The sequence below is a fragment of the Aquiflexum gelatinilyticum genome (assembly GCF_024741135.1).
GTDB classification, from domain to species: Bacteria; Bacteroidota; Bacteroidia; order Cytophagales; family Cyclobacteriaceae; genus Cognataquiflexum; species Cognataquiflexum gelatinilyticum.
Window position 1 is genome coordinate 18,415 of the sequence record NZ_JANSUY010000011.1, and the last position, 25,362, is coordinate 43,776.

Genomic DNA, 25,362 nt, shown 5'->3' on the forward strand with positions numbered 1-25,362 from the left:
TGCTTTAACTTGCGGTAATGAGTAAAGAAGATAAAAAAGACGCAAAGGAAAAAATAATTCTGGGTATTGATCCCGGTACCAATGTGATGGGTTATGGATTGTTGCTTGTGGAAGGCAATAAATACAGTGTGTTGCAATTTGGTGTCATCCATCTCAAAAAGTATGTGGGCCACGAATTGAAGCTGAAAAAGATATTTGAGAGGGTAACAGGCATCATTGATGAATTTCATCCTGACACGGTGGCTTTAGAAGCACCATTCTATGGTGAAAACGTCCAATCCATGCTCAAACTTGGCCGTGCACAGGGGGTTGCCATGGCAGCAGCTTTGGCGAGGGATATTCCGATTACGGAGTATTCTCCCAAAAAAGTCAAGCAATCTGTCACCGGAAATGGAAATGCTTCGAAAATCCAAGTGGCAGAAATGCTCAAAACCCTGCTCAAAATAGAAGAAATCCCAAAGCTTCTTGATGCGACTGATGCGCTTGCAGTAGCCCTCTGCCATCATTTTCATGATGGCAGGCTGCAGACAAGAGGCAGGACGGCAGGATGGAAATCATTCCTGGAAGACAACCCTAACCGGGTAAAAAGTCCAAAATGAAGTTTACTCCCTGATTTTAGGTTGACGTTTTCCGATAAACCACATATCCATTGAATATCTGATTTGACATTTCTTTCGGTATACCAAATATTCCAAAGATGGAAACCATCCTCAATATCCTTCAAAAATTTTCAAACATCCCACAAGAATCCTTGGAGCGGTTTGTCAGGAAACTTCAAGAAACTAATATACCTAAAGGAGGCTTCCTAATCCGGGAAGGTGAAATATGCGATCGGCTTTCATTTATTCAGAAAGGGTTTGTCCGAAGTTATTATTTCAAAGATAATAAAGACATCACGATCAGCTTCAGTATGCAGGGGGAATTCATTGCATCTATGGCTAGCTTTATCTCCCAAAAACCTTCATATGAAACAATCGAAGCCCTCGAGCACTGCCACCTGTACCAAATCAGCTACCAAGACTTAATGGATTTGTTTGAAAAAGACAGTCATTTGGAGCATTTGTACCGGCTGATTCTGGAGCAATATTATGTGGCTTTGGAGGAGCACCTCATTTTTTCAAAGTTCAAAACCGCCAAAGAGCGCTACCTTGAATTGATGGAAAACCAACCACATATCATCCAAAAGGCAGCAGTGGGCCAGATCGCATCTTATCTCGATATGAGCCTGGAAACCCTTAGCAGGATCCGCGCAAGCATCTGATTTTTTGATTTTTATCAATAGTTCTCCCTCTCAATAAATGGTAATTTTGCACAATCTCCGAATTGGCAACAATTCTCATTCCCTTGTCAAGCGGCAGATGTGCTCCCCAAACAACCCATAACCCGCCATGAAAAAACATCATCTATTGACCCCTTTTTTGGGAATTGGTTTTTTGCTTTCCCTATTTTTTTCCTGCAACAGCAGCACGACGGAGAGCACTTTTGATTCCTCCAAATTAAGAATAGCCACGCAGGAAGAAATCGAGAAAGTCATCGAGCAGTTTGTACTTGCTGAAGACAGTACTGTCATTGAAATACCGGCAGGATTTTATGCCTTGAAAACCCAACTGATCCTAGACAATAAAAACCACATCACCATCAAAGGGTCGGGATTGACCGAAACTGTCCTTTCCTTCCGCGACCTTAAAGCAGGAGGTGAAGGTGTGAAATTGGTGGGTAACAACATCACGATCCAAGACCTCAGCGTGGAAGATGCTCCTGGCGATGGGATCAAATCACAACATTGTGACGGGATTACCTTCCGAAAAGTCAATGTCACCTGGACCAATGGCGACAAATCCAAAAACGGCACCTACGCCATCTATCCTGTCCAATGTAAAAATGTCCTGATCGACAAATGCATCGCCTCCCATTCCAAAGATGCCGGGATTTATGTCGGCCAATCTGAAAATATCATTGTCCGAAATTCTCTAGCCTTTGGCAATGTGGCAGGAATAGAAATCGAAAACTCTGATAATGCCGAAGTTTACGGAAATACAGTCCGGGATAACTCAGGAGGGATTTTGGTATTCAATCTTCCCGGTCTTCCAAAGTCCGATGGGCAGGGAACAAAAATCTATAACAACGAAATCCTCCACAACAACCATAAAAATTTTGCCACTGCGCTGAGTGAGGATCCCAACGGAAATACCGTGACGATGATTCCTCCCGGTTCGGGCATCGTCATTTTGGCTGCCAAGGAAGTTGAAATTTTTAACAACCGAATCCATAAAAACAAAACAGTGGGGCTCGCCATTGCCAATTACCACGTCACAGGATTCCCGATGGATGCCCCAAATTGGTCTCCTTTTACCTCCAATGTTTTTGTACATGACAATGACTACCAAAGAACCTGGCATTTCCCTGATTTCACCAAGGAATTTGGGCAGCTGATTTCAGTGTACAATGCCCATGGATTTGCCCGAACTCAGGATATCATCTATGATGGTTTTTGGGACAAGACCATATCAGACAATATCCAATCAAATCCCATGAAAATCTGTATCAGGGAAAAGGAAATGGAAAAGATGCATTTTACTCTTTTTGACCTTTGGGAGGGTGAGGACAATATCAAATCTTCAAAGGATTATGCGCCTTTCAATTGTGAAGTGCAGGTCAAAACAGATGTCAGTGCCATTGCGGATCTTTAAGTTATGAAATCGTATAAAAAGTACTTTTCGATTAACTTGGCTTTAGGCCTATTGCTTTTGGTTTTTTCCTGCGAAAAAAAACAGGATCAAACCGCAGTAAGCAAAGTCGAAATCTCAGAAACAGAAGCGCCATTGGTCGAAACTGCTTCTTTGGATTTTACTCAGATTCCTTTCAAAAACTTGTCTGATTATGGTTTTTTCAAAGGAAAACTGAAATCTCTTGATCCTGATAATGGTGTACTTTTGTATGAACCTGCTTCTTCCCTATTCACTGATTATGCACACAAGTCAAGGTTTATCTGGATGCCTGAAGGTACTGCTGCCAGCATCCGGGAAGATATCGAAGGCAGCATGGATTTTCCTGACAATACTGTCATCATCAAGAACTTCTATTATCCTGCCGACTTCAGAAAACCTGAAGCGGAAAAGAGAATCATAGAAACCCGCCTGATGGTAAAAAGAAACGGGGTTTGGGATGCCTTCCCATACGTTTGGAAAGACGACCAAAGTGATGCAACCTATAAAGTCGTAGGAGCAGAAATCAAGGTGGGGTGGACAGATCTTCAAGGAAAAGAGCAAGTCATCAATTACATCGTGCCCAACAAAAATCAATGCAAAAGCTGCCACAATGAGAAAGAGCAACTTGTTCCTATCGGTGTCAAAGCCAAGCATCTCAACCATGAAATCAGATTTGCCGAAGGAGAAAAAAACCAACTCATAAAATGGCAAGAAATTGGATACCTCTCGGATCTGAATGATCCAACAACTTATCCGGCCATGGTGGATTACAATATTTCTTCCCATTCCTTAGAGCTCCGTGCAAAAGCTTATCTAGACATCAACTGCGGACATTGCCACCGGGCGGATGGACCCGCAGGCACTTCAGGTTTGTTTTTGACTTATGAGGAAACAGACCCCTTGAAGCTTGGCATCAACAAAACTCCTGTTGCGGCCGGTTTCGGTGCCGGGACATTCAAATACGATATTGTACCCGGTCAGGCAGACCAATCCATCCTGACTTACCGTATGTCCACCAATCAGGTAGGTGCTGCCATGCCCGAAATTGGAAGGGTAACAGTTCATCAAGAAGGATTGCAATTGATTAAGGATTGGATTAACGGAATGAAATAAAAAGAATTCCCGACAAAGAAAAAAGCTTAAAAATAAACCCCGATTAAGGAAAATTGAAAGAAAGAATCATTAACCTCAAAATGCGTTTCCGAACAGCTTCAAAGGAAGAACAGGCTGAAATTGACAGGGAAATGCAAAAACTGGCTTTGGAAAATCCTGAGGCATTTTCAAAGGCGATGTTAGAAGATTTGGGAAAAACCCTCTACGAAGTAGCACAAATCAATGAATCAAAAAGCCGAATCGATTGATTCGGCTTTTTGAAGATTAATCATTATAAACACCACTAGGCCATTTGTCATTGGCAATATTGGTGTCTGTGATCACTTTGTCAGGATCGATTTCAACACCGACAACTTTTTTATCGACTTTGAGCAGGTGCGTCCATTGGTTTCCTTTGAACCAGATTTCTACAGGAAGCATTCTTCTTTCCTTTTGACCGTCATCGTAGGTGATTTCCAAAAGTACCGGCATCGGCATTTCACCGAGATTGGAAAGTGAAACCATATAGTTTGCACCATAAGGTTGTACGCTATTGATGGCAAGGTCGATGTTGGCATTGCTATAAAACCAACCTTTCCAGAACCAATCCAGGTTTTCACCTGCAACATTTTCCATGTGGTTGAAGAAATCCGTGGGCTGTGGATGCTTGTAAGCCCAAGTTTTGATATAAGATTTGAAGGCATTGTCAAAACGCTCCGCCCCTAGAACATATTCCCTCAGCATGATCAGACCCAAAGCCGGTTTCATGTAGGCTACCATGCCAAGGTTGTTGGATTGGGTCCTGTCAGCATGGGTGGCGATCGGTTCACGGTCTTTGTTGGTCAGCCAACCAAGGTATCTTCTTGTTTGGATCAAAGAGTTGGTATACTCCCCGTTATTGAATTCCAGGAAACTGTAATAATTGATGAAAGTATTGAATCCCTCATCCATCCACGCATGTCTTCTTTCATTGGTACCCACCACCATTGGAAACCAGTTGTGCCCAAACTCATGGTCAGTCACTCCCCACAGTCCGGCTCCTTTGGATCTCCAGCTACAGAAATTGACTCCAGGGTATTCCATGCCGTTGATTTCTGCAGCCACATTGACCGCAACAGGATAAGGGTATTCATACCATTTTTTGGAATAATGTTCAATGGAGGCTTTGCCATATTCAGTTGATCTCCCCCAAGCTTCCTGCCCGTCACTTTCCTTTGGATAGACAGACTGTGCCATGGCTTTCTTTCCACTCGGCAAGTTGATCCTTGCCGCATCCCATATAAATGCTTTGGAAGTGGAAAATGCCACATCTCTCGCATTGTTGATTTTGAAATGCCAAGTCATGGTTCCATCCTGTTTTGGGCGGTGGTTGGCATAATCTGTCACTTCTTCAGGGCTGATGAGGTACACACGCTCATCACTTTGAGCAGCTTTATTCATCCTGTTCTGCTGCTCTTTGGTAAGCACTTGAGTAGGATTGAGCAATTCCCCTGAAGCAACAACAATGTGGTCAAAAGGTACGGTCACCTTGTATTCAAAATCCCCATAACCGAGGTAAAATTCCCCTGCACCAAGATAGGGATCAGTATTCCAACCTGTCACATCATCGAATACTGCGACTTTGGGATACCACTGCGCCATGGCGTAGATCGTACCGTCTTTGACCTTAAGGCGGCCCATGCGGTCCATTCCTTTTTCAGGAATTTTGTATTCGAAGTCCATAGAAACAGTTGCTTTCCCCCCATTTGCAGGAATGGGCTCTGCAAAAAACACCTGCATTCTCGTGTCGCTGACCAGGTGTTTCTCCGAAACAGGTCTGTTTTTCCCGACGACTTGGGCTTTAAGATTTTCAATTTTATAGCCGCCATCTACGTCCCCGTTGTAGCGGTTGCCCTGTACAGGAGTAGTCAGTTGCCCTCTTGAGTCTGCAATAAACCTGTTTTGCTCTAGGTAAAGCCATACAAAATCCAGATTCTCAGGGCTGTTGTTTTTGTAGGTGATGGTGATTTTTCCTTTTAGGATATGGTTGGTTTCGTCCAAAGCCACGTCAATCAGATAATCAGCACCATTTTGCCAATACATCGGACCGGGCTTTCCGGAAGCAGTCCGATAGGCTGTGCCTTGTCTATACCCAAATTCGGTAAATGCCCCGTCCCTGTTGTCTTTGACTACCTGAGCCTGAATGTCCTGTCCAAAAACCAATGCAATAAGGAATGCAAAAATTTTTACACTTTTAATTCTTATCATAAATTCCAACTATTTAATATTTCGGCTAAAATACAGAATAGGATCAGAAGAAAAAATTCATTTTTAAGCTCCCAAATCCCAAAAAACCAAACATTCACTCAATAAGGGAAATTTGGAAATCGAAATAAATCCTAGGTACTTTGCCGGATCAAAAACCACAGCTATTCATGCGGATTAGATTTACGATTTCGGGTTTGTTGCTTTCAGTCGGCTTTGCCAATGCCCTTCAGGATACCACGACTGTGGATTTGGGCGAAGTGACCATCATGGAAAACAGGATGGAAATCCCTTTTAACAAAGTTTCCAGAAACATCACTGTCATCAACAGAAAAGCCATTGAAACCACTCCAGCGAGAAGTTTACAAGAGGTTCTTTCATTTACCCCGGGGGTCGATGTAAGACAAAGGGGAGTCAGCGGCGTGCAGGCAGATATCGGGATCCGAGGCGGAAACTTTGAACAAACCCTGATGCTGATCAACGGCATCAAACTCACCGATCCTCAGACCGGTCACCATATGGTCAATATTCCTGTTCCCCTTCAAGCCATCCAAAGGGTGGAAGTGCTAAAAGGACCGGGGTCGAGGATTTTTGGACAAAATGCTTTTGCAGGTGCAGTGAATGTCATCACCATGCTTTCTGATAAAAAAAGTCTCAATATCCAGGGATTTGGAGGTGATTTTGGAATGCGTGGGGGAAGTATTGTTTCTTCCCTTCCTGTCGGAAAATACAAACAAACCATCTCCGCTTCCCATGATGCTTCAGACGGACATTGGTACAATTCAGATTTTAAAGTGACCAACCTGTTCTATGAATCGGGATTTGAAATCAATGACCGAAATGAAATCCGGGCCATGACAGGATATTCCGATCGGGACTTTGGGGCAAATGGCTTCTACACCAATTCCTTTCCCGACCAATGGGAAAGCGTGCAGACTTTTCTTGCTGCCCTGAGTCATACTTACAGATTTGACAAACTCTATTTTCAGACACGCGGATATTGGAGAAGGAATGACGATGAGTTCAGACTCAGGAGAAATGAACCGGCATTCTACACCAACCTTCATACTTCAGATGTTTTTGCTTTGGAACTGAACGGCACCTACACTTCCAAAATCGGAACAACAGGATTTGGGATTGAAGGCAGGGAAGAGAAAATCGAGAGCACCAACCTTGGCAACAGAAGCCGGACTTTTGCGGGAATCTTTGCCGAACACAGGATTGAATTCGCCGAGAAATTTGACTTCCGGGCGGGACTTTATTCCAATTACTACAACGAATACAAATGGAAGCATTTTCCCGGAGCGGAAATCGGTTATCAGGTCAATGCCTATTCAAGGCTTTATTCCAATTATGGAATCAGCTTCCGGATTCCGTCTTTCACCGAATTGTATTATGAAGATCCAAGCAACCAAAGCAACCCTAACCTCTTGCCCGAAGAAGCTGAAAACTTTGAAATCGGCTGGAAATTCAACAAAAGCAGGTTGCGGACTGAGTTGGTGTTTTTTCACAGATTCACCCAAAACCTGATCGATTGGAACAGAGAACCAAGCGAAACCCAACCCAACCGAAACAAGTGGACACCACAAAATATTTCTGAAGTGCGGTTTAACGGCATCGAGACATCTATCCAATACCTTGCTGACTTGGGAGGCGAAAATGCCAAAATCAAGGAATTGATGCTCAGCTACAACTATATCAATGCGGACCTCAATCAAGTTTCAGGCGTCGAATCGCGTTATGCATTGAATTCGCTTAGACATCAGGTAATCGGCGGCATTCAGGCGGAATTTGTGAAGCGTGCCGAACTCACCATCAAGGGAAGGTATATCGAAAGGATGGCTTTGGAACCTTATTTTCTATTGGATGCGAGATTGGATTACAACAGGCTGAAGAAATTCGGGCTTTTCCTGGAAGTCTCCAACATTACCGATGCCGATTATGTCGAAGCGGGATTTGTGCAGATGCCAGGAAGATGGTTTAAGGCCGGGTTTATGATTAATCTGAATTGAAAAAAATTAGGTGTTAAGAATCAGGACCTTACTTAAGTCTTTCAAAAAATTCAAGGCATTTTTTGCCAACATATAATTTAAAGTTTACATTTGCACTCCATTCTGAAAGAGAGTGGATTTGATAATGGGAGTTTAGCTCAGCTGGTTCAGAGCATCTGCCTTACAAGCAGAGGGTCGGGGGTTCGAATCCCTCAACTCCCACAACATTATTAAAAGAGTAAAACAAATTTTCTTGGGAGTTTAGCTCAGCTGGTTCAGAGCATCTGCCTTACAAGCAGAGGGTCGGGGGTTCGAATCCCTCAACTCCCACATAGCCTCAAAAGAGGCTTTTTTTATGCCTTGTAGTTTTTATATCCTCTACTCAAAAAACCTTGACAAATATTACGTCGGACATACTTGCGAAGTAATGGATGAAAGATTGCGAAAACACAACTCCAATCATAAAGGATTTACGGGCAAATCTCCGGATTGGATCTTGGTATACAAGGAAGAGTTTGAGGATAAAAAATCAGCTTATGCCAGAGAACGACAGATAAAATCGATGAAGAGCAGAAAAAAAATCATCGAATTGATCAATCAATAATAGTTCTGCCGGTTCAGAGCATTCCGATTTATAATCGGAAGGGTCGGGGGTTCGAATCCCTCAACTCCCACATAGCCTCAAAAGAGGCTTTTTTTATGCCCTTGAATTTTTTGATTCTATTTTTTAGGTATCCAATCAAATGGGAAACCCTGTTTAATCATAGTAGTAAATAACTTACAGAAATTGATCGTGGTGGACTTAAATCTCAAGTAGCCAAAATTGGCAAAATCCGCTGATCAGATTTTAGTCGACTAATTTTCTTTCCAGAATTGCAGGCTCAGTTTTCAATTCCTATTTTTCAGAAACTATACAATTCACCTTTTTACATGATAAATACATTAGAAATTCAGTTTCAAGCCCAGAAAGAAGCAAATGAAGAAGCTATTTAAAGCCATTCTTTCAGCAGGGTTTCTAGTTTTAGCAATTAGCCTCTATTTCATAAAATGGAGCCCTGGCGCCATCAAAGGGAATGAAAATGCCGAAAAAATCATGTTGATCAAGAATGGAATGAGCATGCCAGAGGTGTTTGAAATTATAGGTTTACCGATTGAAAAAATGGGAAATACGTATGGTGATAGCGTCTATTATTACCAGACACCATTTGCTGCAGCTTCCAATATTTCTGTTTCATTTGATCATTCAGGAAGAGTTGTTCACATTCAGCCTTTGGAGTGACAATGAAAATAAAGCCGCATGAAATTCATCATTTTGGTTTTTAAGATAGGTGGCTATAAACTGAAAGATTTATCCTCGGATTCAAAATCGCATCCTGTGAGGTAGATATTCAGAAATGGAATCAGGAATAGGAAATGGGTATTTCTCGATCACAAAAAGTTCTTTGATTTCCTTCCAAGTGCTTTTTACCTCACATGCGTTTGGAAGACAAAATTTACCTGTTGATTTTCGGATGTCTTTTCCAATCTCCAGAGTTATTTGAACCTTTAAAAATAATTCTTAAGTTTCAAAAAAATCCCTTAATGAAATCTCTAGCAACCGTCCTCTTAGTCTTGTCGAGTTTTATTGTCCAAGGCCAAGTCCAAATAGTGGCAGAACAGGACACAGAAAAGAATATAACCCTGATTGCATTCAACAAAGATGTAATCCCTTTCACCATTAGAATTGAATTTGTCAAACTCGAAAACCTTGAATCTTGGGACGGAAATGTAATTTATGCCGTGGCAAAACCCGGGAAAACAAACTTGGTCAAGTTGAGATCTCCTTATTTAAATGCAAAGACATCGTTTAACTACAACAGCAAGGTATTTAAAGGAGGATATTCTGTCGGAGATACTCTTAGCCTTCCCCCTTATTTGATTCCGGTAGGTGATGGACAAGTAGTCAATATGAGGCCTCTCACCACCCAAACGAATATGGACAGATTATCTGAGAGCAACGGATTTGTCGGCGTTGGTTTCATTTTTGAAAAACCTTCCGTGATTTGTGCCCCAAGGAAAGGAATCATCAGCGAAATCAAAATGGATCAAACAAATCAAGCAGGAGGTCCTGTGGATTTTAATGCAGAAAACTTTATAGAAATATATCACCAAGACGGGAGTTTCAGCCGCTTAACCGGACTAAAAGCAAATTCTGCAAAAGTAGAGGTTGGTGCCACTGTTTTTCCCGGCCAACCGATAGCAGAATCCAACCCTGTTACAAACGTGGATGAAATCCAGGTAAAAATGATCCAAAGCAGGTGGCAAAAGGATGACAATGGATTAATTTGGATAAATTTCCCGGTTATCTTAACTGATGGCCAAAATAAATTCAACAGCAATTCCGTTGCACTCAACCTTACTGCCTCTCATCCCGAAGAATTGGTGACACTTGAGATGGACAAAAAAGAAGTCAAAAATTACTTTAAAAAATAAATGAAAATGTGGCCTGAAATTTCTGTGAGCCGATTTTAGTCGACTAATTTCATTTTGGGAATTTCAGGCTCAGTTTTCAATTCCTGTTTTCCAAATGCTTTACAAGTCATCATTTTTCACCTGAAAACAATTCTTTTGATAATGGTAAAATTTGCCCCTAAAATAGTTTGGCAAACTTTTCATAAAGCATCAAAAAAAATCAAAATGATATTTGCATGAAAATCCCGATTGTAGATAAATCTTTATCAAAAAGAAAAAGTAACTGATAGTATTAGCCATATCCACAAAATTGCACCCAAAAATGTTTAAGAAAACACTTCAATTTATATTGGGATATCTTATAACCTTAATATCCTATTCATTGGTTGCAGGCCTATTTTTGGGAAAGAGTTATGAGAATATGTCCTATATTAAAGATGTTTTGGGAATGGCGCTTTATGTTTTCCTATTAGCCTCAGCTACCGTGTTTGGATTTTACCTCTTATCCTTTACAATTTTTATTGTATTGAGACATCAACTCAAAAATTACTACTGGTTTTTGATTGTCCCTTTTCTGGCAATTGCCTATGTGTACATGATGAGTTTCCACTTTAGGATTTCTTCTAATTTCGATGCCCCACATAATTATCTGGGGGATTACCTAGCAATGGTTGTGGGCGGGATAGTTGGGTTCACTTTTTTATTGAAAAAAATCACCTAAAAATTACTAATTCAAGAAAAATTTCTATTCCATTTTAATGCATGAAAGGGTTGAAAAGAAACACAATTGAATTCACTTTAGGCTACCTATTCACTTTACTCGCCTATTCTTTGATAGCAGGCCTATTCTTAGCGAAGGATTATGAAGAAATGTCATTCATTAGACAAATATTTGGATGGGCGCTTTATGTTTTTCTATTAGCTTCAGCTACCGTGTTTGGATTTTACCTCTTATCCTTTACAATTTTTATTGTATTGAGACATCAACTCAAAAAATACTACTGGTTTTTGATTGTCCCTATACTGGCAATTGCCTACGTATACCTGATGAGTTTCCACTTTAGGATTTCCTCTAATTTCGATGCACCTCATAATTATGTGGGGGATTACCTGGCAATGGTTGTGGGCGGGATAGTAGGATTCTCTTATTTAGTGAGAAAAATAAATTGAAAAATTGCCCTTGGAATTCCTTCCAAGGGCTTTTACTTTTTAATTAGATATCAAACTTTATCCCCTGCGCCAAAGGCAGGGAAGTACTGTAATTGATGGTATTGGTTTGTCGGCGCATATAGGCTTTCCAAGAGTCAGAGCCTGATTCACGGCCTCCACCGGTTTCTTTTTCTCCGCCAAAAGCACCTCCGATCTCTGCGCCGGATGTCCCGATATTGACATTGGCAATGCCGCAATCCGACCCTGCAGCCGAAAGAAATGCTTCCGCCTCCCGCATATTCAGCGTCATGATGGCTGAGGACAATCCCTGAGGCACACCGTTGTGCATAGCGATGGCTTCTTCCAGGTTATTGTATTTCATGATATACAGGATTGGTGCAAAAGTCTCATGCTGAACCATTTCAAAATGGTTTTCAGCTTCAATGATAGAAGGCTTCACGTAGCAGCCGGATTCATAACCTGACCCGCTGAGCACTCCACCTTCGACCAACTCTTTTCCTCCCTCCTTTTTTACTTTTTCTATGGCTTTGAGATACATGTCCACGGCTTCTTTGTCGATCAAAGGTCCGACATGGTTTTTCTCATCCAAAGGATTTCCTATAACCAATTTGGTGTAGGCCGCGGCCAACCTTTGCTTGAAGTTATCATAAATGGATTCGTGGATAATCAGCCTTCTTGTGGTAGTGCAGCGCTGTCCTGCTGTCCCCACTGCCCCGAAAAGTGCACCACGGATGGCAATTTCAAGATCAGCGTTTTCGGTTATGATAATGGCATTGTTGCCACCAAGTTCTAACAACGACCTTCCCAATCTTGCTGCAACAGCTTGGCCGACGATTTTTCCCATTCGGGTGGATCCTGTCGCGGAGATCAAAGGAACCCGGGTATCCTCTGTCATCATCTGCCCTACTTTGTAATCTCCCACAATCAATCCTGAAATACCTTCAGGCAAGTTATTTTCTTTAAGTACTTTACTGATAATATGCTGACAGGCAACTCCCGAAAGCGGTGCTTTCTCCGAAGGCTTCCAGATACAGACGTCACCGCAAACCCAAGCTATCATGCTGTTCCATGACCAAACTGCCACTGGAAAGTTGAAAGCGGAGATAATCCCAACCACTCCGATAGGATGCCATTGCTCATACATCCTATGTCCCGGACGCTCTGAGTGCATGGTCAGTCCGTAAAGTTGTCTTGAAAGCCCGACTGCAAAGTCGCAGATATCGATCATCTCCTGCACTTCGCCAAGTCCTTCCTGATAAGATTTGCCCATTTCATAAGATACCAATTTGCCCAAATCGGCTTTTACTTCTCGGAGTGCATTGCCCATTTGGCGGACGATTTCCCCCCGCTTTGGTGCAGGAGTAGTTCTCCATATTTGGAATGCTTCTTGGGATTTGGCGATGACCTGTTCATAACTTTGACGGTCTGTCACCTGGACTTTGCCGATAAGTGCCCCATCGGCAGGAGAATAAGAGCTGATATACTCTTTTCCCGTATTGATCCACAAAGTTCCGGTAGAAGTCCCTGAGTTTTCAGCCTTAAGTCCAAGATTTTGGAGGGCGGCTTTTATTCCGAATTGATCTGACATGGTATACTTGGATTTACTGTTCCGGCATTTTTGGTAAAATTATTAAAAAATAAACCTATTGTTCTTCCTTTTTCTTTTTTCCATTTTTTGATTTTGGAAGGTATTTGTTAATATCTACATAATCGAGTACAGGTCTAAGTTTGGGTCCCACATCAAATCGATAAACGAAATTGATCCGGTAATTTCCTGTCTGGAAATCTGTAACATAATTTTTTGCTTCCTCGATTCGGACATTGTTATGCACGTAATTGGCATTGATAGACCAAATAGGGCCATTATACCCTGCAAAACCCCTTAAGAAATAATTGGTATTGAATCCCCAATTGCCTTCTTTTCCCAAATCAGTAGTAATGCTGGAGTTGCCAAGGCCAATATTACCTGAGACCATCCCTGTAATAAAAAAGTGCCTGGCAATCACAATAGTGTGTACATATCCTATGTTGGGTCCAAATTCAAAAAAATCCAACCTCTTGAATTCCAATGGGTCAGGAATTAATTCGGCCAATATGTTTTGGGTATCTTCTGCCATTCCAAAATAAAATTCCATACCTGCTACAAAACTTCCAGCTGATTTTTTTTGCCAAGCACTTTGAAGAAAAGCTGCCTTGAGGGACAGCTTGTCACCATTCAATAGGTACTGCACGTTGGCTCCAAACTTTCTTACTTTCATATCCGGAAATGCCAATTCAGAAGGGATATTGGGCAATGGGCCTGAATAACTGTTTACATAAAATCCTCTGTAGAATTGTGCAAATAGATCAATCACCCAATTTTTGGGGTAAGCATGTGCCTGCAAATCCAAATATTGTGTTTCTACTTGGTCCCGATTGGGATTCATAAAACCAAAGCCATAAGCGAGGTTCAAAGTAAAATCATTATAGGTGGCTCCAATTCCCAAGTTGAGTGTAGAATTAGGTTCAAGTCGAATTCGAGTACTCTCATTTATTCCTGATATCAAAAGAGAGGTGTATTTCCTCGAAGTGTATAATCTCGTTGTCAACATTTTCTTGTAGGAAATATAGTAGGTCGTATCTTCTTGGGCTAAAGATGTAGATGGTAAAAGGAAAAAGAAACCTAGGGTCAGTGAGATCCCCAGGAAAAAATTCATGCCCAAAAGCCCGAAATAACAATTTTGTGGTTTTACCATATCCAAAAATAAGAATTATCAAGTCCTTAAATAAAAAAATCCGCAACAAGTGCGGATTTTACAATGTCAAATGGAGATCAGTAAAAATGATTATCTAAATAATCTCCATTCAGTTTTATTTTCAAAAGTCTTTAGCAGAAAAAGTTGCTTAATCACCCGGGACAAATATAAAAAACTTTTATTGAATATTCCAATACCCTTTTCACGGTATTTTTTGATTTATTAGCCAAAAAATTATAAATAAGTTTTCAAAAGAGTTGAAAATCTTGGTTATAAGCCCATTAAAACAATTTAGCAATCGATATAATTTAATTTAAAAATATAATTTCTTCAGAGTTTGGTTTCCATTTTTGAGTCTAAAATAGGTTATAATCAATTGAATTTCAATATATTAAATGATTAGTAAATAATATAAATATCACTCAAGTTTCGCTATGAAATTTTAAAGGTATTATTGATGAGTCTAATTAGTAGAAAAAATGGAAAAATCGTAAAGTAAAATTTTTCTTTAAATTTTCATATTTTTATATCCAATGGGTAAGCATATCACAATAATTGGTTACAATAAAAGAGTAAAATAACATGCCTGATTTGGAATATGCACTAAACATTTATCCTGATGAAATAAACTGCTGTAAAAAAATCTATTCTGTTATTGCTAAAATGCTTTCAAATAGCCTTCATCAAAAAAATCTAATTGCGTAATGTCAAAACTTCAGGCAAACAGATAAAAAAAATGGGCATTATTCCTTAAAAAAACGATTAAAAAACCCCGAGTTGGGTAACTCGGGGTTGTTTTATGAAATTTGGTGCTTTCTTATTTTAATAAAGCCAAAGCTTCTTTCATCCTCTTCAATGCTTCCACCAACTCCTCATCAGAGGCGGCATAGGAAAGTCTGATGCAATTGGGGGCTCCAAAAGCCTCCCCTGTCACCAAAGATACATTTGCTTTTTCGAGGATGTACAAGCAGAAATCGTCGGCTGAATTAATTGTATGGCCTTCTGCAGATTTGCCAAAGAAATCCGAAATGTCAGGGAAGAAATAAAATGCTCCCTCTGGAATATGAGTCTTGATTCCGGGAATTTCTCGGATCAACCCCAATACTAGGTTTCTTCTTCTCAGGTATGCTTTTTCCATTTCTTTGGAAGGTTCCTGATCTCCTGAAATAGCAGCCAAGGCAGCTCTTTGGGCAATACCGGTATTTCCCGAAGTAAACTGTCCCTGCATTTTTTCACATGCTTTAGCCATGAATAGAGGCGCGCATATATATCCGACCCTCCAACCTGTCATAGCATATCCTTTGGAAAATCCGTTGACCGTAATGGTTCTTTCAAACATTCCGGGAAAAGATGCGATGCTATAATTTTTTCCTTGGAAGTTGATCAATTCATAAATCTCATCTGCAATAACAAAAAGATTTTCTCTCTTTTTTACCACTTCGGCGATAGCTTCCAACTCTTCTTTGCTAAAAACAGACCCTGTAGGATTACATGGGGATGAATAAATAACTGCTTTCGTTTTATCAGTCAATGCTGCTTCTAACTGAGCGGCAGTTGCTTTAAAATTATTTTCAAGATTGCCTTCTATCAATACAGGAACTCCTCCCGCCAACTTGATGATCTCGGCATAACTTACCCAATAAGGAGAAAAAATCACCACTTCATCGCCTTCATTGATCATGCACATGAAGACGTTGGCTATAGAATGCTTGGCCCCGGTCGAAACCACAATGTTTTCGGCCTTTGCCTGGGAAATCTGGTTTTCATCCCGAAGTTTTTTGGCAATAGCCTCTCTCAGATCCTGATATCCTGCCACAGGGGAATATGCAAAGTATTTTCCTTCATCAATAGCCGCTTTGGCTGCTTCTTGGATATGCTTGGGTGTTTTGAAATCTGGCTCACCCAAACTCAGACTGATGATATCTTTGCCTTGGGATTTCAGTTCCCGGGCTTTCTTTGCCATGGCCAATGTGGCCGATTCTTCCATCTGAATGATGCGGTCGGATAATATAGAATTCATTTTCTTGGTTGTTAATTTTTAAATTCCGCCAAAAATACGGATTACAATGATTAATTCTAAACTTAACCGCTGATTTGGTCAGGAATCTATATTTTTACAATAAAATAATGTCACCCGGCAAATCGTTACAGAAATACATGAAAACAAGGCATTTATTTATTTTCACTTTCATGCTTTTTTCCAGCTCAGTGTTTGGTCAAAAAGAGAAAAAAGCTGAGACTGTAGATCCTGACTCCTCGGGTGTAGTTTCGGATAGGTTTTTACCTACAGCTGCCCCTTTGTTGTTGTTTGATGACAATGCAAAAACCGAAAAAAAGAAAGCTGAAAAGAAAAAAATCAAAAAGAACATCTATTTCGGGGAAAAAACAAAAAAAGGTTACGTCAGACAAAACATCAGGGAACAAACGCAATATCAGATATACAACTACACCACTCAAAATAGGCCTGCCGACCCTTATATCAGGGATATCCATTGGATCGATAGCAGGGATAAAGTCATCCGTACCAAAGATTTTGATCCTGCCAGAGGATATCTTCTCCATGGTCCTTATGAGAGGGAAATAGGCGAAGTATTGGTGGAGAAAGGTTATTTCTATTTTGGAACCAAACACGGCACTTGGTTGACATTCGATACCAAAACGGTCCTTCAGGATAAACTTCATTATTCTGAAGGTTGGCCAAAAGACTCAAAAGTCACTTATTACAATAGGGAGCAAAAGAAAATCGAAAAGTTGATCCCGATAGAGTACGATTTGATGGAAGGAAATTTTTTCCACTTCCATGAAGATGGTCAGGTGGGTGTGGTAGGTGAATACCACTTTGGAGAAAAGGTGGGACTTTGGACCGAATATTGGAACGTTAAAGGAAAAACCGTAAGAAAAAGAGAAATCCAATACCAAGAAAAACCTTTTACCAAGGATTTTACCCCTTATATCAGAGCGGAATGGGACAAAGAAGGAAATCTCATTTACCGCAAAGAAGGATTGGCTTCCAATTGATCGCATTTTTACAAATCTATATTCCCTATAATTTTTGTAGGTTAATATTTTTAATTTATTTCTAATTGCTATATTTGTCATGCTAATTATTGGTATGACACAGGAACAATTCAGTAAGTATTCATTTCTACTCGATAGGACAGCCAAAAGAGTGAAGCAGTATGCCCAAAGGAAATTCAAATTGGAGGACTTTGATATTACAGTGGATCAATGGCTGATTATGAAAAACCTTTCTGAAAATGAACTGCTTAGCCAATCGGAATTGGCACAGATGGTTTTCAAGGATCAGCCTACCCTGACAAGAATCATCGATATTCTCACCAAAAAAGGATATGTAGAGCGAGTTCCGCATCCATTGGACAGAAGAAGTTTTCATTTGGTACTGACATCCGAAGGAACCTCCAAAGTGCAGGAACTTAAGCCAAAGATTGCATCTATCCGAGAAAAGGCTTGGGAAAACCTGGGAGAAACCGATTTTGAGGAATTCAAAAGGATTCTCAATACCATTTATAACAATCTTGAATAGAATAATAGCCAAGATTAAAAATATACTTGTTATACTAATTATATTTGTACGAACAATAACATTGTTTGTTGGTTTAAAAAAAAAGCACACATCATGATTACTACTGACCTTTGTATCATCGGAGCCGGACCTGTAGGTTTATTCGCAGTATTTGAAGCAGGCTTATTAAAGATGCGTTGTCATCTGATTGATTACCTTCCTCAAGTAGGCGGACAACTTTCAGAAATTTACCCGCAGAAGCCCATATATGATATACCAGGCTACCCGGAGATCAAAGCTCAGGATCTTGTTGACAACCTGATGGAACAAATTAAACCATTTAAGCCAACATTCACATTGGGCGAAAGGGTAGACCATTTGGCAAAGCAAGCAGATGGTTCTTTTATTGTTACCACCAATGACAAGACCCAAGTTCATGCCCAGGTAATCATTATCGCAGGCGGATTGGGTGTATTCGAGCCTAGAAAACCCGTTTTGGAAAACCTTGAAAAATTTGAGGGCAAAGGGGTGACTTACATGGTTAAGAATCCTGAACATTTCAGAGATAAGAAAGTGATGCTAGCAGGCGGTGGCGATTCAGCTCTAGATTGGGCCATTTACCTTTCCAATGTTGCCGAAAGGGTAACCTTGGTTCATAGAAATGAAACTTTCCGTGGCGCACCTGATTCAGCTGCCAAAGTTTATGACCTTGCCAACAGGGGAAAAATTGATTTGATTCTTTCAGCTAACCTGAAGGAACTTGGCGGAAACGGAACACTCAAAACCGTAGTTTTGGAAGGAAAGAGCAAAGAAGAAATCACTGTGGATACAGATTACCTGATCCCTTTATTCGGTTTGAGCCCTAAACTTGGTCCGATCGCAGACTGGGGATTGAATATTGACAAAAATGCAATCGAAGTGGATACAAGGGATTATTCCACAGGTGTGGAAAGAATCTATGCCATTGGTGATATCAATACGTATCCCGGCAAATTGAAACTGATTCTGTGTGGATTCCATGAAGCGGCCATCATGATGCACTCTGCTTTCAAATTTGTATATCCTGACCAAAAACTGAGCTTTAAATATACCACAGTGAATGGTGTAAATTCATTTTAACCTTACTTTTGGGACATGGTAACATTCACTGTAGAAGATCACGACGGTAACCGTCAGACCATCGAAGCGCCCGATGATATGGGTTTGAGTTTGATGGAGATATTAAAAGCCTCAGAATATCCTGTGTTGGCCACATGTGGTGGCATGGCACTTTGTGCGACTTGCCATGTTGAAATATTGGAAGGTCAGGATGAACTTGGCCATGCTTCTGATGTGGAGCTTGACCAATTGGAAAACCTGCCGGAATATTATCCTACGAGTAGATTGGCCTGTCAAGTCAGGATCGGTCCCATTCTCGAAGGGGCCGTGGTCAAATTAAGAGGCGAAGACAATTGATTTTTATCCCCGGTAACTGCCGGGGATTTTTATTTTTTCTTGAAAAGTTTTGACACAAGATTTGAAAAAGCTGTAAAATCCTGAGTTCCGGAAGTATTTAGGTTAAAAATTGATGTACCCAAATAATTGTGTCTTCCATTTTGCTCCACATCATATTGCATCGGAAAAATCAGTATGTAATTATTTTTATTGAAATATTTGTTTAGGTAATTCGGTATTTTGTCCATTATTGGATCGAAAGAAACGCCGTTTTTTCTACTAAGGACAACAATGAGGGCGTCATTTTCTTTCAAATCCCTGGATATAATCAAAAAATCCTCCCAATCTGAAAATTCAACAAATCCCGCTTCTATACTGAATCTTTGCTGAACCTGTTTGATAAATTTCAAAGTTTCTTCTGCCCCATAAAAAACCAATTTACATCCAGTATTTCTGCCGATATTCCATACTCTAAGTAACCAAAAAAGAAATCCCATTTCCTTTTCGGCATTGGCAGGCACTGTAATGATATACCTACTTACTGTATTTAGAGGCTGATGACTTTGATAAATAAAAGCCGTGATATTGCATTTGCTCAAAATGCCTTCAGTCAACTTGCCCAAAAAGGTATCTGATATCCCTTGTTGTTTGTGTAGCCCAAGAATGATATCTGTAACTTTATTTTCTTTGACCACATTCGTGATGCCATTGACCAAATTGGAATCATATCTAATCAACTCAGTCAATTTATGGTCTGTAGCCGCTGCACTTACACTTGCTTTTCCCAATAATTTTTTGGCATATTTTTCCTTACTTTCATCACCTGAGTCTGATGGAACAATATTGAGTGCATACAGGGAATTTTTTGAAGATTTAGATTTGACGGTCACCCCAAGATGGATCAATTCCTCAATGTTTTCAGGATAATTGACAGGAATCAAAATTCTTTCTTCAGGCTCTTTGTCTTTATCAGAATCACTTTCCTCGTCTCCTTCTTCCAACGCAAGCTTGGCTGCACCTTTTTGAGCTACTAGTGATGCAATGGTACAAGTCACCAAAATCATCAAAATTGTACCGTTCAAGACACTTTCATTGAGCAACCTGATAGGTTCACCTGATTCTGTCTGTCCAACAATAACCTTGTAACCTACCAAAACAGCTGCCAATGTAGCTGCTGCCTGGGCATTGCTCAATCCGAAAATCACATCCCGCTGAGCTGCGGAAAATCTGAAGGTTTTTTGGGTAAAATAGGCAGCTAAAAATTTAGAAAGCGTCGCCACAACTGTCATAACAATTGCCACCAATATGGTTTCCTTATCCATGAAAAGAACCTTGAAATCTATGAGCATCCCTACTCCGATAAGGAAAAAAGGGATAAACAAAGCATTTCCTACAAACTCTATCCTGTTCATCAAAGGTGAGGTATGAGGCACCAGCCTATTCAATGCCAATCCAACCAAAAAAGCACCGATGATCGCTTCAATCCCGGCAGCCTCTGCCAGAAAAGCTCCCAAAAAAACCAAAGCCAAGACAAATATATACTGTGAAATATTATCGTCATTCTTCTTGAAAAACCACCTTCCGAGCAAAGGAAACAAGAAAATAATGATTCCTGTAAAAATAAGAATGGAGAACCCAAGTTTTAACCAAAAGCCTCCGGTCACCTCTCCGGTAGACATCCCGACCACTACCGCCAATACCAACAAGGCAAGCGTATCAGTAATCAAAGTTCCACCTACCGCGACACTCACAGCTTTGTTTTTGATTACTCCCAACTTGCTGATTATCGGGTAGGCTATCAGCGTATGCGAAGCGAACATACTTGCCAAAAGAATTGATGTCGGAATACTGAAATTGAGGATATAAATCCCTGTGGCAGTCCCCAAAACCATGGGTATAATAAAGGTATACATCCCAAAAACCATGCTTTTGCCGCTGTTTTTCTTAAAGTCTCCAAGATCAATTTCCAATCCGGCCAAGAACATGATATATAGCAATCCAACAGTACCAAATAAGACTAAACTGCTGTCACGTTCCAACATGTTTATGCCATTTGGTCCAATGGCGGCACCTGCAAGGATCAACCCTATCAATTGCGGGATTTTTATTTTATTTAGCAATATAGGTGCAAAAAGAATAATGAAAAGAATAATGGAAAAAATCAAAACCGGGTTTTCCAAGGGAAGTTTAAAACTCAATTCTGAACCAAAAATCATATTGCTCCATTTAAAATAGGCATGAATTTAAACAAAAATCCTTTCAAAAAATCTTTTTAGATTTTGATATAATTCAAAAGGACTGAAAATAAATCAGTCCTTTTGAACGGCAAAAATTGGAATGAAAATTTATCTTGAACGATCAATTCATATTACTCTTCTATTAATTTTTTCAGTATTTCTATAGCCGCTTTGGAAAGGACAGTCCCCGGACCAAAAACAGCTGTTACACCTGCAGTTTGAAGAAATTCATAATCATTCGGAGGAATTACTCCACCGGCGATTACCATGATATCTCCCCTCCCCAATCTTTTCAATTCCTGAATCAATGCCGGCACCAAAGTTTTATGCCCTGCTGCCAATGAGGATGCACCAACGATATGGACATCATTTTCAACCGCCTGCATGGCTACTTCTTCGGGAGTTTGGAAAAGTGGTCCTATATCCACATCAAATCCAAGATCTGCAAATCCTGTAGCAATGATTTTGGCACCTCTGTCATGTCCGTCCTGACCCATCTTGGCAACCATTATTCTTGGTCTTCGCCCTTCCGTTGAAGCAAATCTGTCTGCTAATTCTTTGGCTTCTTGGAAGGAGGTATCATTTTTCGCCTCTGCAGAATAAACCCCGGATATTGATTTTACGGTGGCTCTATGTCTTCCAAATTCCTTTTCCATGGCATCGGATATTTCACCTAAAGTAGCTCTTTTTCTGGCTGCCTCCACCGCCAAAGCCAATAAATTACCTTCTCCTGTTTTGGCCGCTCGGCTTATGGATTCCAGTGCGATGCCAACTTCGACATTGTTTCTTTCCTTTTTCAATTTAACTAGCCTCTCTATCTGGGAGATTCTGACAGCATCATTGTCCACTTCACGGATTTCAAATTCTTCTTTATCATCATTTTGATACCTGTTGACACCAACAATCACATCTTTGCCACTGTCTATCCTTGCCTGTTTGCGGGCGGCAGCTTCCTCGATTCTCATTTTAGGAATTCCCGCTTCAATGGCTTTGGCCATTCCGCCGAGGCCCTCTACTTCTTCTATCAATTCCCATGCTTTCTTAACCAATTGATCAGTCAGGTATTCTAAATAATGGGAACCTCCCCACGGATCGACCACTTTGGTAATGCCGGTTTCTTCCTGAAGGTAAAGTTGGGTATTCCTTGCAATCCTTGCAGAATAATCTGTGGGCAAAGCGATTGCTTCGTCAAATGAATTGGTATGTAATGATTGGGTATGACCAAGTGCTGCGGCCAATGCCTCGACTGTTGTCCTCGTGACATTGTTGAAAACATCCTGTGCTGTAAGAGACCATCCTGAAGTCTGACAATGTGTTCTTAAAGCAAGTGATTTGGCGTCTTTAGGATTAAACTGCTGGACTATTTTGGACCAAAGCATCCGGGCAGCGCGCATTTTGGCTATTTCCATAAAATGGTTCATTCCAATGGCCCAGAAAAATGACAACCGTGGTGCAAAATCATCTATGTCCAAACCTGCTGCAACGCCTGTTCTCAAATATTCCAACCCATCTGCAAGGGTATAGGCCAATTCCAACTCAGCCGTAGCACCTGCTTCCTGCATATGGTAGCCCGAAATGGAAATTGAATTGAATTTGGGCATATGCCGGGAAGTATATTCAAAAATATCAGCAATAATCCTCATTGAAGGCAAAGGAGGATAGATGTAGGTATTCCGCACCATAAACTCTTTCAAAATATCATTTTGAATCGTACCGCTGAGTTGCTCGGGACTTACCCCCTGCTCCTCCGCCGCAATGATATAGAAAGCAAGAATTGGGATAACCGCGCCGTTCATGGTCATGGAGACGGACATTTTATCCAAAGGAATTCCATCAAAAAGAATTTTCATATCCAAAACAGAATCAATAGCTACGCCGGCTTTGCCAACATCTCCTACTACCCTTGGATGGTCTGAATCGTATCCACGGTGCGTAGCAAGGTCAAAAGCTACAGAAAGTCCCTTTTGTCCTCCTGCAAGATTGCTGCGATAAAAGGCATTGGACTCCTCCGCTGTGGAAAATCCCGCATATTGTCTGATTGTCCATGGGCGCATCACATACATGGTGCTATAGGGCCCGCGAAGGAATGGAGGAATCCCCGCTATAAAATCGGTATGCGTGAAGTCCCTTACTTGCTTTTCAGAGATGACTGCCGGTACGCTTATTTTCTCTGCTGTTTCCCAAACCTGCGAAGAGCACACACTTTCCTTATCTCTAAAAGGCTTAAAATTCAATTGACTAATATCTGGTCTCATGGCTTTTGGATTAGGGAGTTTTCGACCAACATACTTTCAAAACAAGGAGATAATTCCCATTCTTTTTCTTCAAAAACAAAACCATTCAAAGGAAGATCTTCTTTAGCATTAACATATTTATTGATTCCGACCTTTGTTTTTTCTCCTTCCAGAAGGTCATTCATTTTTTTTCTTCTCTTTTCTTTGATTTCATATTGGATAATATTTTCCTCATAGCAAATCCACCAACCTCCCCTATCTTCTATCCTTTCCAAAGCTTCTTTGACTTTTTCAAAAATCGAAATCACCATATTTTCAATAAAATAAGACCCTGAGACAGGATCCAAAATCCTATCCAAATAACTTTCTTCCTTCAAAATATTAGAAATATTTCTTGCCATCCTTCTGGACAAGGAACCGGGGTTTCCTGCAATAATTTCATGAGGGAGCACATAAAGTGCATTGGCCCCTCCAAGGATCCCTGCCATCGCCTCGGTTGTATTTCTAAGCATATTGGTATCTGCGTCCAATAAGGTCTTGGTCCAAAAACTGGTCTGCACAAATACGAATAGGTTTTCCGCAGGCAAATCTACCTGATAAAGCTGTATCAGTTTATGCATCAATATTCTTGCTGCTTTAATCTTGGCTATCTCGAGAAAATAGTCTGATCCGACAGCAAGGTTAAACATTGACTTTTGAATGATTTCAAGTGGATAAAACCCCTCCCCAACCATCGCATCTATCAAATCGATCCATGCAGAAAGGCCAAAGGCCAATTCCTGAACAGAGCTTGCCCCAGAATTATGATAGGCGGCCGAATCAATCGAAAAAAGTTTAAACCAAACAAATTCTTCACCTAAATGAAGAAGCGTTTTTGCTATTTCAATAATTTCCTCTTTACTTTTCTTTTTAGTCAATGCAACTGCAAATCCTTCCCAAATCAGGCCTCCATGAATGGATTCCTTTTCCAAATTATTCCGGCCGACCCATTGTATGAATTGCCTGAAAACCTTGACAGGATCTTCCTTTGAACATAAAAAAATCTGGATGTATTGAGGTTTGACTCCTTGGAGCAACACATCAAAATCCTCTTCACCCGACAATTGTAACATCAGCGCATCCGCACCGTTGACCAGGGCCTCTAGGACCTCTTGGTTTGTGGCTTTTTCATTGCATCCATCAAAAGATGAAACATTGGACCAAATTCTGGGCGATAAGCCGGGAATAGAAGACTCCATATTGACCCTATTTCGGTAATATTTTAGCGCTTCAAGACTGGCATTATCCTCTTTGGTATAAATGGGGTTGATTTTAATCCCATCCTCTGTGACTGAGGTCAGTGTCTTTTCAAAATCTTTTCCTTTTAAATCCTTGATGATCTGATTTATCCAATCCTCTTTGGATTTTCCGGGAAAGTCTTCAAATAAATTAATTTCCATATTTGGGTTTATTGATTCGACCAAAAACTTACGAAATAAAAGCAAAACAGCATTTTCCGAAGCAGATGATCTTGTTTTTTCAAAGTAAAAATAGGGCTAACAAC

At 40.5% G+C, this 25,362-nt stretch carries 22 protein-coding genes and 3 tRNA genes; 18 read left to right on the forward strand and 7 right to left on the reverse strand.

The window, feature by feature from the left end:
* Positions 1-17 precede the first annotated feature (17 nt).
* From ruvC to NU887_RS12740, 5 genes are all read left to right on the forward strand, one after another.
* Positions 18-599, forward strand: a complete 582-nt coding sequence (gene ruvC, locus NU887_RS12720) for a crossover junction endodeoxyribonuclease RuvC (protein ID WP_258423765.1) — start codon at positions 18-20, stop codon at positions 597-599.
* A 98-nt stretch (positions 600-697) separates the two neighbouring features.
* Positions 698-1,261, forward strand: coding sequence for a Crp/Fnr family transcriptional regulator (locus NU887_RS12725; protein WP_258423766.1), 564 nt, complete (start codon positions 698-700; stop codon positions 1,259-1,261).
* A gap of 127 nt (positions 1,262-1,388) precedes the next feature.
* Positions 1,389-2,690 carry a parallel beta-helix domain-containing protein gene (locus NU887_RS12730; protein ID WP_258423767.1) on the forward strand — a complete coding sequence of 434 codons (1,302 nt, stop codon included), beginning with the start codon at positions 1,389-1,391 and terminating at the stop codon, positions 2,688-2,690.
* A 3-nt stretch (positions 2,691-2,693) separates the two neighbouring features.
* Positions 2,694-3,821, forward strand: a complete 1,128-nt coding sequence (locus NU887_RS12735) for an SO2930 family diheme c-type cytochrome (protein WP_258423768.1) — start codon at positions 2,694-2,696, stop codon at positions 3,819-3,821.
* Positions 3,822-3,874: 53 nt separating this feature from the next.
* Positions 3,875-4,069: a hypothetical protein gene (locus tag NU887_RS12740; protein WP_258423769.1), complete on the forward strand. Its 195-nt coding sequence runs from the start codon at positions 3,875-3,877 to the stop codon at positions 4,067-4,069.
* A 16-nt stretch (positions 4,070-4,085) separates the two neighbouring features.
* Here NU887_RS12740 and NU887_RS12745 read toward each other — a convergent pair whose 3' ends face one another.
* Positions 4,086-6,047: a M1 family metallopeptidase gene (locus tag NU887_RS12745; protein ID WP_258423770.1), complete on the reverse strand. Its 1,962-nt coding sequence runs from the start codon at positions 6,045-6,047 to the stop codon at positions 4,086-4,088.
* Positions 6,048-6,214: 167 nt separating this feature from the next.
* Between NU887_RS12745 and NU887_RS12750 the strand changes: the two genes are divergently transcribed.
* From NU887_RS12750 to NU887_RS12790, 9 genes are all read left to right on the forward strand, one after another.
* Complete coding sequence (locus NU887_RS12750; RefSeq protein ID WP_258423771.1) at positions 6,215-8,056, forward strand: TonB-dependent receptor plug domain-containing protein; 1,842 nt, start codon at positions 6,215-6,217, stop codon at positions 8,054-8,056.
* Between the two features lie 126 nt (positions 8,057-8,182).
* Positions 8,183-8,257, forward strand: a tRNA-Val gene (locus tag NU887_RS12755).
* 33 nt (positions 8,258-8,290) lie between these two features.
* Positions 8,291-8,365: transfer RNA gene (locus tag NU887_RS12760), tRNA-Val, on the forward strand.
* Between the two features lie 25 nt (positions 8,366-8,390).
* A complete protein-coding gene (locus tag NU887_RS12765; RefSeq protein ID WP_113925601.1) occupies positions 8,391-8,639 on the forward strand; it encodes a GIY-YIG nuclease family protein in 249 nt (82 codons plus the stop codon).
* Between the two features lies 1 nt (position 8,640).
* A tRNA-Ile gene (locus NU887_RS12770) sits at positions 8,641-8,702 on the forward strand.
* A 309-nt stretch (positions 8,703-9,011) separates the two neighbouring features.
* Positions 9,012-9,314, forward strand: a complete 303-nt coding sequence (locus tag NU887_RS12775; protein ID WP_258423772.1) for an outer membrane protein assembly factor BamE — start codon at positions 9,012-9,014, stop codon at positions 9,312-9,314.
* 302 nt (positions 9,315-9,616) lie between these two features.
* The gene (locus NU887_RS12780; RefSeq protein WP_258423773.1) at positions 9,617-10,507 is read left to right on the forward strand and encodes a M23 family metallopeptidase; all 891 of its coding nucleotides are present in this window, start codon (positions 9,617-9,619) and stop codon (positions 10,505-10,507) included.
* Between the two features lie 301 nt (positions 10,508-10,808).
* Positions 10,809-11,207: a hypothetical protein gene (locus tag NU887_RS12785; protein WP_258423774.1), complete on the forward strand. Its 399-nt coding sequence runs from the start codon at positions 10,809-10,811 to the stop codon at positions 11,205-11,207.
* A 41-nt stretch (positions 11,208-11,248) separates the two neighbouring features.
* Entirely contained in the window at positions 11,249-11,656 is a 408-nt protein-coding gene (locus tag NU887_RS12790) for a hypothetical protein (protein ID WP_258423775.1), read from the forward strand.
* Between the two features lie 43 nt (positions 11,657-11,699).
* Here NU887_RS12790 and amaB read toward each other — a convergent pair whose 3' ends face one another.
* The 3 genes from amaB to NU887_RS12805 form a co-directional block, all read right to left on the reverse strand.
* A complete protein-coding gene (gene amaB, locus NU887_RS12795) occupies positions 11,700-13,244 on the reverse strand; it encodes an L-piperidine-6-carboxylate dehydrogenase (protein WP_258423776.1) in 1,545 nt (514 codons plus the stop codon).
* A 55-nt stretch (positions 13,245-13,299) separates the two neighbouring features.
* Positions 13,300-14,352, reverse strand: coding sequence for a DUF4421 domain-containing protein (locus tag NU887_RS12800; RefSeq protein ID WP_258423777.1), 1,053 nt, complete (start codon positions 14,350-14,352; stop codon positions 13,300-13,302).
* Positions 14,353-15,208: 856 nt separating this feature from the next.
* On the reverse strand, positions 15,209-16,411 hold the full coding sequence (locus tag NU887_RS12805) for a pyridoxal phosphate-dependent aminotransferase (RefSeq protein WP_258423778.1): 1,203 nt from the start codon (positions 16,409-16,411) through the stop codon (positions 15,209-15,211).
* Positions 16,412-16,548: 137 nt separating this feature from the next.
* On the opposite strand from NU887_RS12805, the gene NU887_RS12810 reads away from it, so the two are divergent.
* The 4 genes from NU887_RS12810 to NU887_RS12825 all read left to right on the forward strand — a co-directional run bounded on the left by NU887_RS12810 (position 16,549) and on the right by NU887_RS12825 (position 19,369).
* The gene (locus NU887_RS12810) at positions 16,549-17,409 is read left to right on the forward strand and encodes a toxin-antitoxin system YwqK family antitoxin (RefSeq protein WP_258423779.1); all 861 of its coding nucleotides are present in this window, start codon (positions 16,549-16,551) and stop codon (positions 17,407-17,409) included.
* Between the two features lie 94 nt (positions 17,410-17,503).
* On the forward strand, positions 17,504-17,935 hold the full coding sequence (locus NU887_RS12815; RefSeq protein ID WP_258423780.1) for a MarR family winged helix-turn-helix transcriptional regulator: 432 nt from the start codon (positions 17,504-17,506) through the stop codon (positions 17,933-17,935).
* Between the two features lie 93 nt (positions 17,936-18,028).
* The gene (locus NU887_RS12820; protein WP_258423781.1) at positions 18,029-19,033 is read left to right on the forward strand and encodes an NAD(P)/FAD-dependent oxidoreductase; all 1,005 of its coding nucleotides are present in this window, start codon (positions 18,029-18,031) and stop codon (positions 19,031-19,033) included.
* Between the two features lie 15 nt (positions 19,034-19,048).
* Positions 19,049-19,369, forward strand: coding sequence for a 2Fe-2S iron-sulfur cluster-binding protein (locus NU887_RS12825; RefSeq protein WP_258423782.1), 321 nt, complete (start codon positions 19,049-19,051; stop codon positions 19,367-19,369).
* Between the two features lie 29 nt (positions 19,370-19,398).
* On the opposite strand, the gene NU887_RS12830 is transcribed toward NU887_RS12825, so the two are convergent.
* The 3 genes from NU887_RS12830 to NU887_RS12840 form a co-directional block, all read right to left on the reverse strand.
* Positions 19,399-21,564: a cation:proton antiporter gene (locus NU887_RS12830; RefSeq protein WP_258423783.1), complete on the reverse strand. Its 2,166-nt coding sequence runs from the start codon at positions 21,562-21,564 to the stop codon at positions 19,399-19,401.
* A gap of 152 nt (positions 21,565-21,716) precedes the next feature.
* Positions 21,717-23,840: a methylmalonyl-CoA mutase gene (scpA, locus tag NU887_RS12835; protein WP_258423784.1), complete on the reverse strand. Its 2,124-nt coding sequence runs from the start codon at positions 23,838-23,840 to the stop codon at positions 21,717-21,719.
* Complete coding sequence (locus NU887_RS12840) at positions 23,837-25,258, reverse strand: methylmalonyl-CoA mutase family protein (protein WP_258423785.1); 1,422 nt, start codon at positions 25,256-25,258, stop codon at positions 23,837-23,839. The genes scpA and NU887_RS12840 overlap by 4 nt, the downstream gene beginning before the upstream one ends.
* Between the last annotated feature and the right edge of the window lie 104 nt (positions 25,259-25,362).

Excerpts from the sequence above, each read along its gene's own strand:
- NU887_RS12800 (WP_258423777.1), bottom strand. The coding sequence starts at position 14,352 with ATGAATTTTTTCCTGGGGATCTCACTGACCCTAGGTTTCTTTTTCCTT.
- NU887_RS12765 (WP_113925601.1), top strand. The coding sequence starts at position 8,391 with ATGCCTTGTAGTTTTTATATCCTCTACTCAAAAAACCTTGACAAATAT.
- NU887_RS12825 (WP_258423782.1), top strand. The coding sequence starts at position 19,049 with ATGGTAACATTCACTGTAGAAGATCACGACGGTAACCGTCAGACCATC.
- NU887_RS12745 (WP_258423770.1), bottom strand. The coding sequence starts at position 6,047 with ATGATAAGAATTAAAAGTGTAAAAATTTTTGCATTCCTTATTGCATTG.
- NU887_RS12830 (WP_258423783.1), bottom strand. The coding sequence starts at position 21,564 with ATGATTTTTGGTTCAGAATTGAGTTTTAAACTTCCCTTGGAAAACCCG.
- NU887_RS12775 (WP_258423772.1), top strand. The coding sequence starts at position 9,012 with ATGAAGAAGCTATTTAAAGCCATTCTTTCAGCAGGGTTTCTAGTTTTA.
- NU887_RS12840 (WP_258423785.1), bottom strand. The coding sequence starts at position 25,258 with ATGGAAATTAATTTATTTGAAGACTTTCCCGGAAAATCCAAAGAGGAT.
- NU887_RS12785 (WP_258423774.1), top strand. The coding sequence starts at position 10,809 with ATGTTTAAGAAAACACTTCAATTTATATTGGGATATCTTATAACCTTA.
- NU887_RS12805 (WP_258423778.1), bottom strand. The coding sequence starts at position 16,411 with ATGAATTCTATATTATCCGACCGCATCATTCAGATGGAAGAATCGGCC.
- NU887_RS12790 (WP_258423775.1), top strand. The coding sequence starts at position 11,249 with ATGAAAGGGTTGAAAAGAAACACAATTGAATTCACTTTAGGCTACCTA.
- NU887_RS12780 (WP_258423773.1), top strand. The coding sequence starts at position 9,617 with ATGAAATCTCTAGCAACCGTCCTCTTAGTCTTGTCGAGTTTTATTGTC.
- NU887_RS12730 (WP_258423767.1), top strand. The coding sequence starts at position 1,389 with ATGAAAAAACATCATCTATTGACCCCTTTTTTGGGAATTGGTTTTTTG.
- NU887_RS12820 (WP_258423781.1), top strand. The coding sequence starts at position 18,029 with ATGATTACTACTGACCTTTGTATCATCGGAGCCGGACCTGTAGGTTTA.
- scpA (WP_258423784.1), bottom strand. The coding sequence starts at position 23,840 with ATGAGACCAGATATTAGTCAATTGAATTTTAAGCCTTTTAGAGATAAG.
- NU887_RS12725 (WP_258423766.1), top strand. The coding sequence starts at position 698 with ATGGAAACCATCCTCAATATCCTTCAAAAATTTTCAAACATCCCACAA.
- NU887_RS12750 (WP_258423771.1), top strand. The coding sequence starts at position 6,215 with ATGCGGATTAGATTTACGATTTCGGGTTTGTTGCTTTCAGTCGGCTTT.
- NU887_RS12815 (WP_258423780.1), top strand. The coding sequence starts at position 17,504 with ATGACACAGGAACAATTCAGTAAGTATTCATTTCTACTCGATAGGACA.
- ruvC (WP_258423765.1), top strand. The coding sequence starts at position 18 with ATGAGTAAAGAAGATAAAAAAGACGCAAAGGAAAAAATAATTCTGGGT.
- amaB (WP_258423776.1), bottom strand. The coding sequence starts at position 13,244 with ATGTCAGATCAATTCGGAATAAAAGCCGCCCTCCAAAATCTTGGACTT.
- NU887_RS12735 (WP_258423768.1), top strand. The coding sequence starts at position 2,694 with ATGAAATCGTATAAAAAGTACTTTTCGATTAACTTGGCTTTAGGCCTA.
- NU887_RS12810 (WP_258423779.1), top strand. The coding sequence starts at position 16,549 with ATGAAAACAAGGCATTTATTTATTTTCACTTTCATGCTTTTTTCCAGC.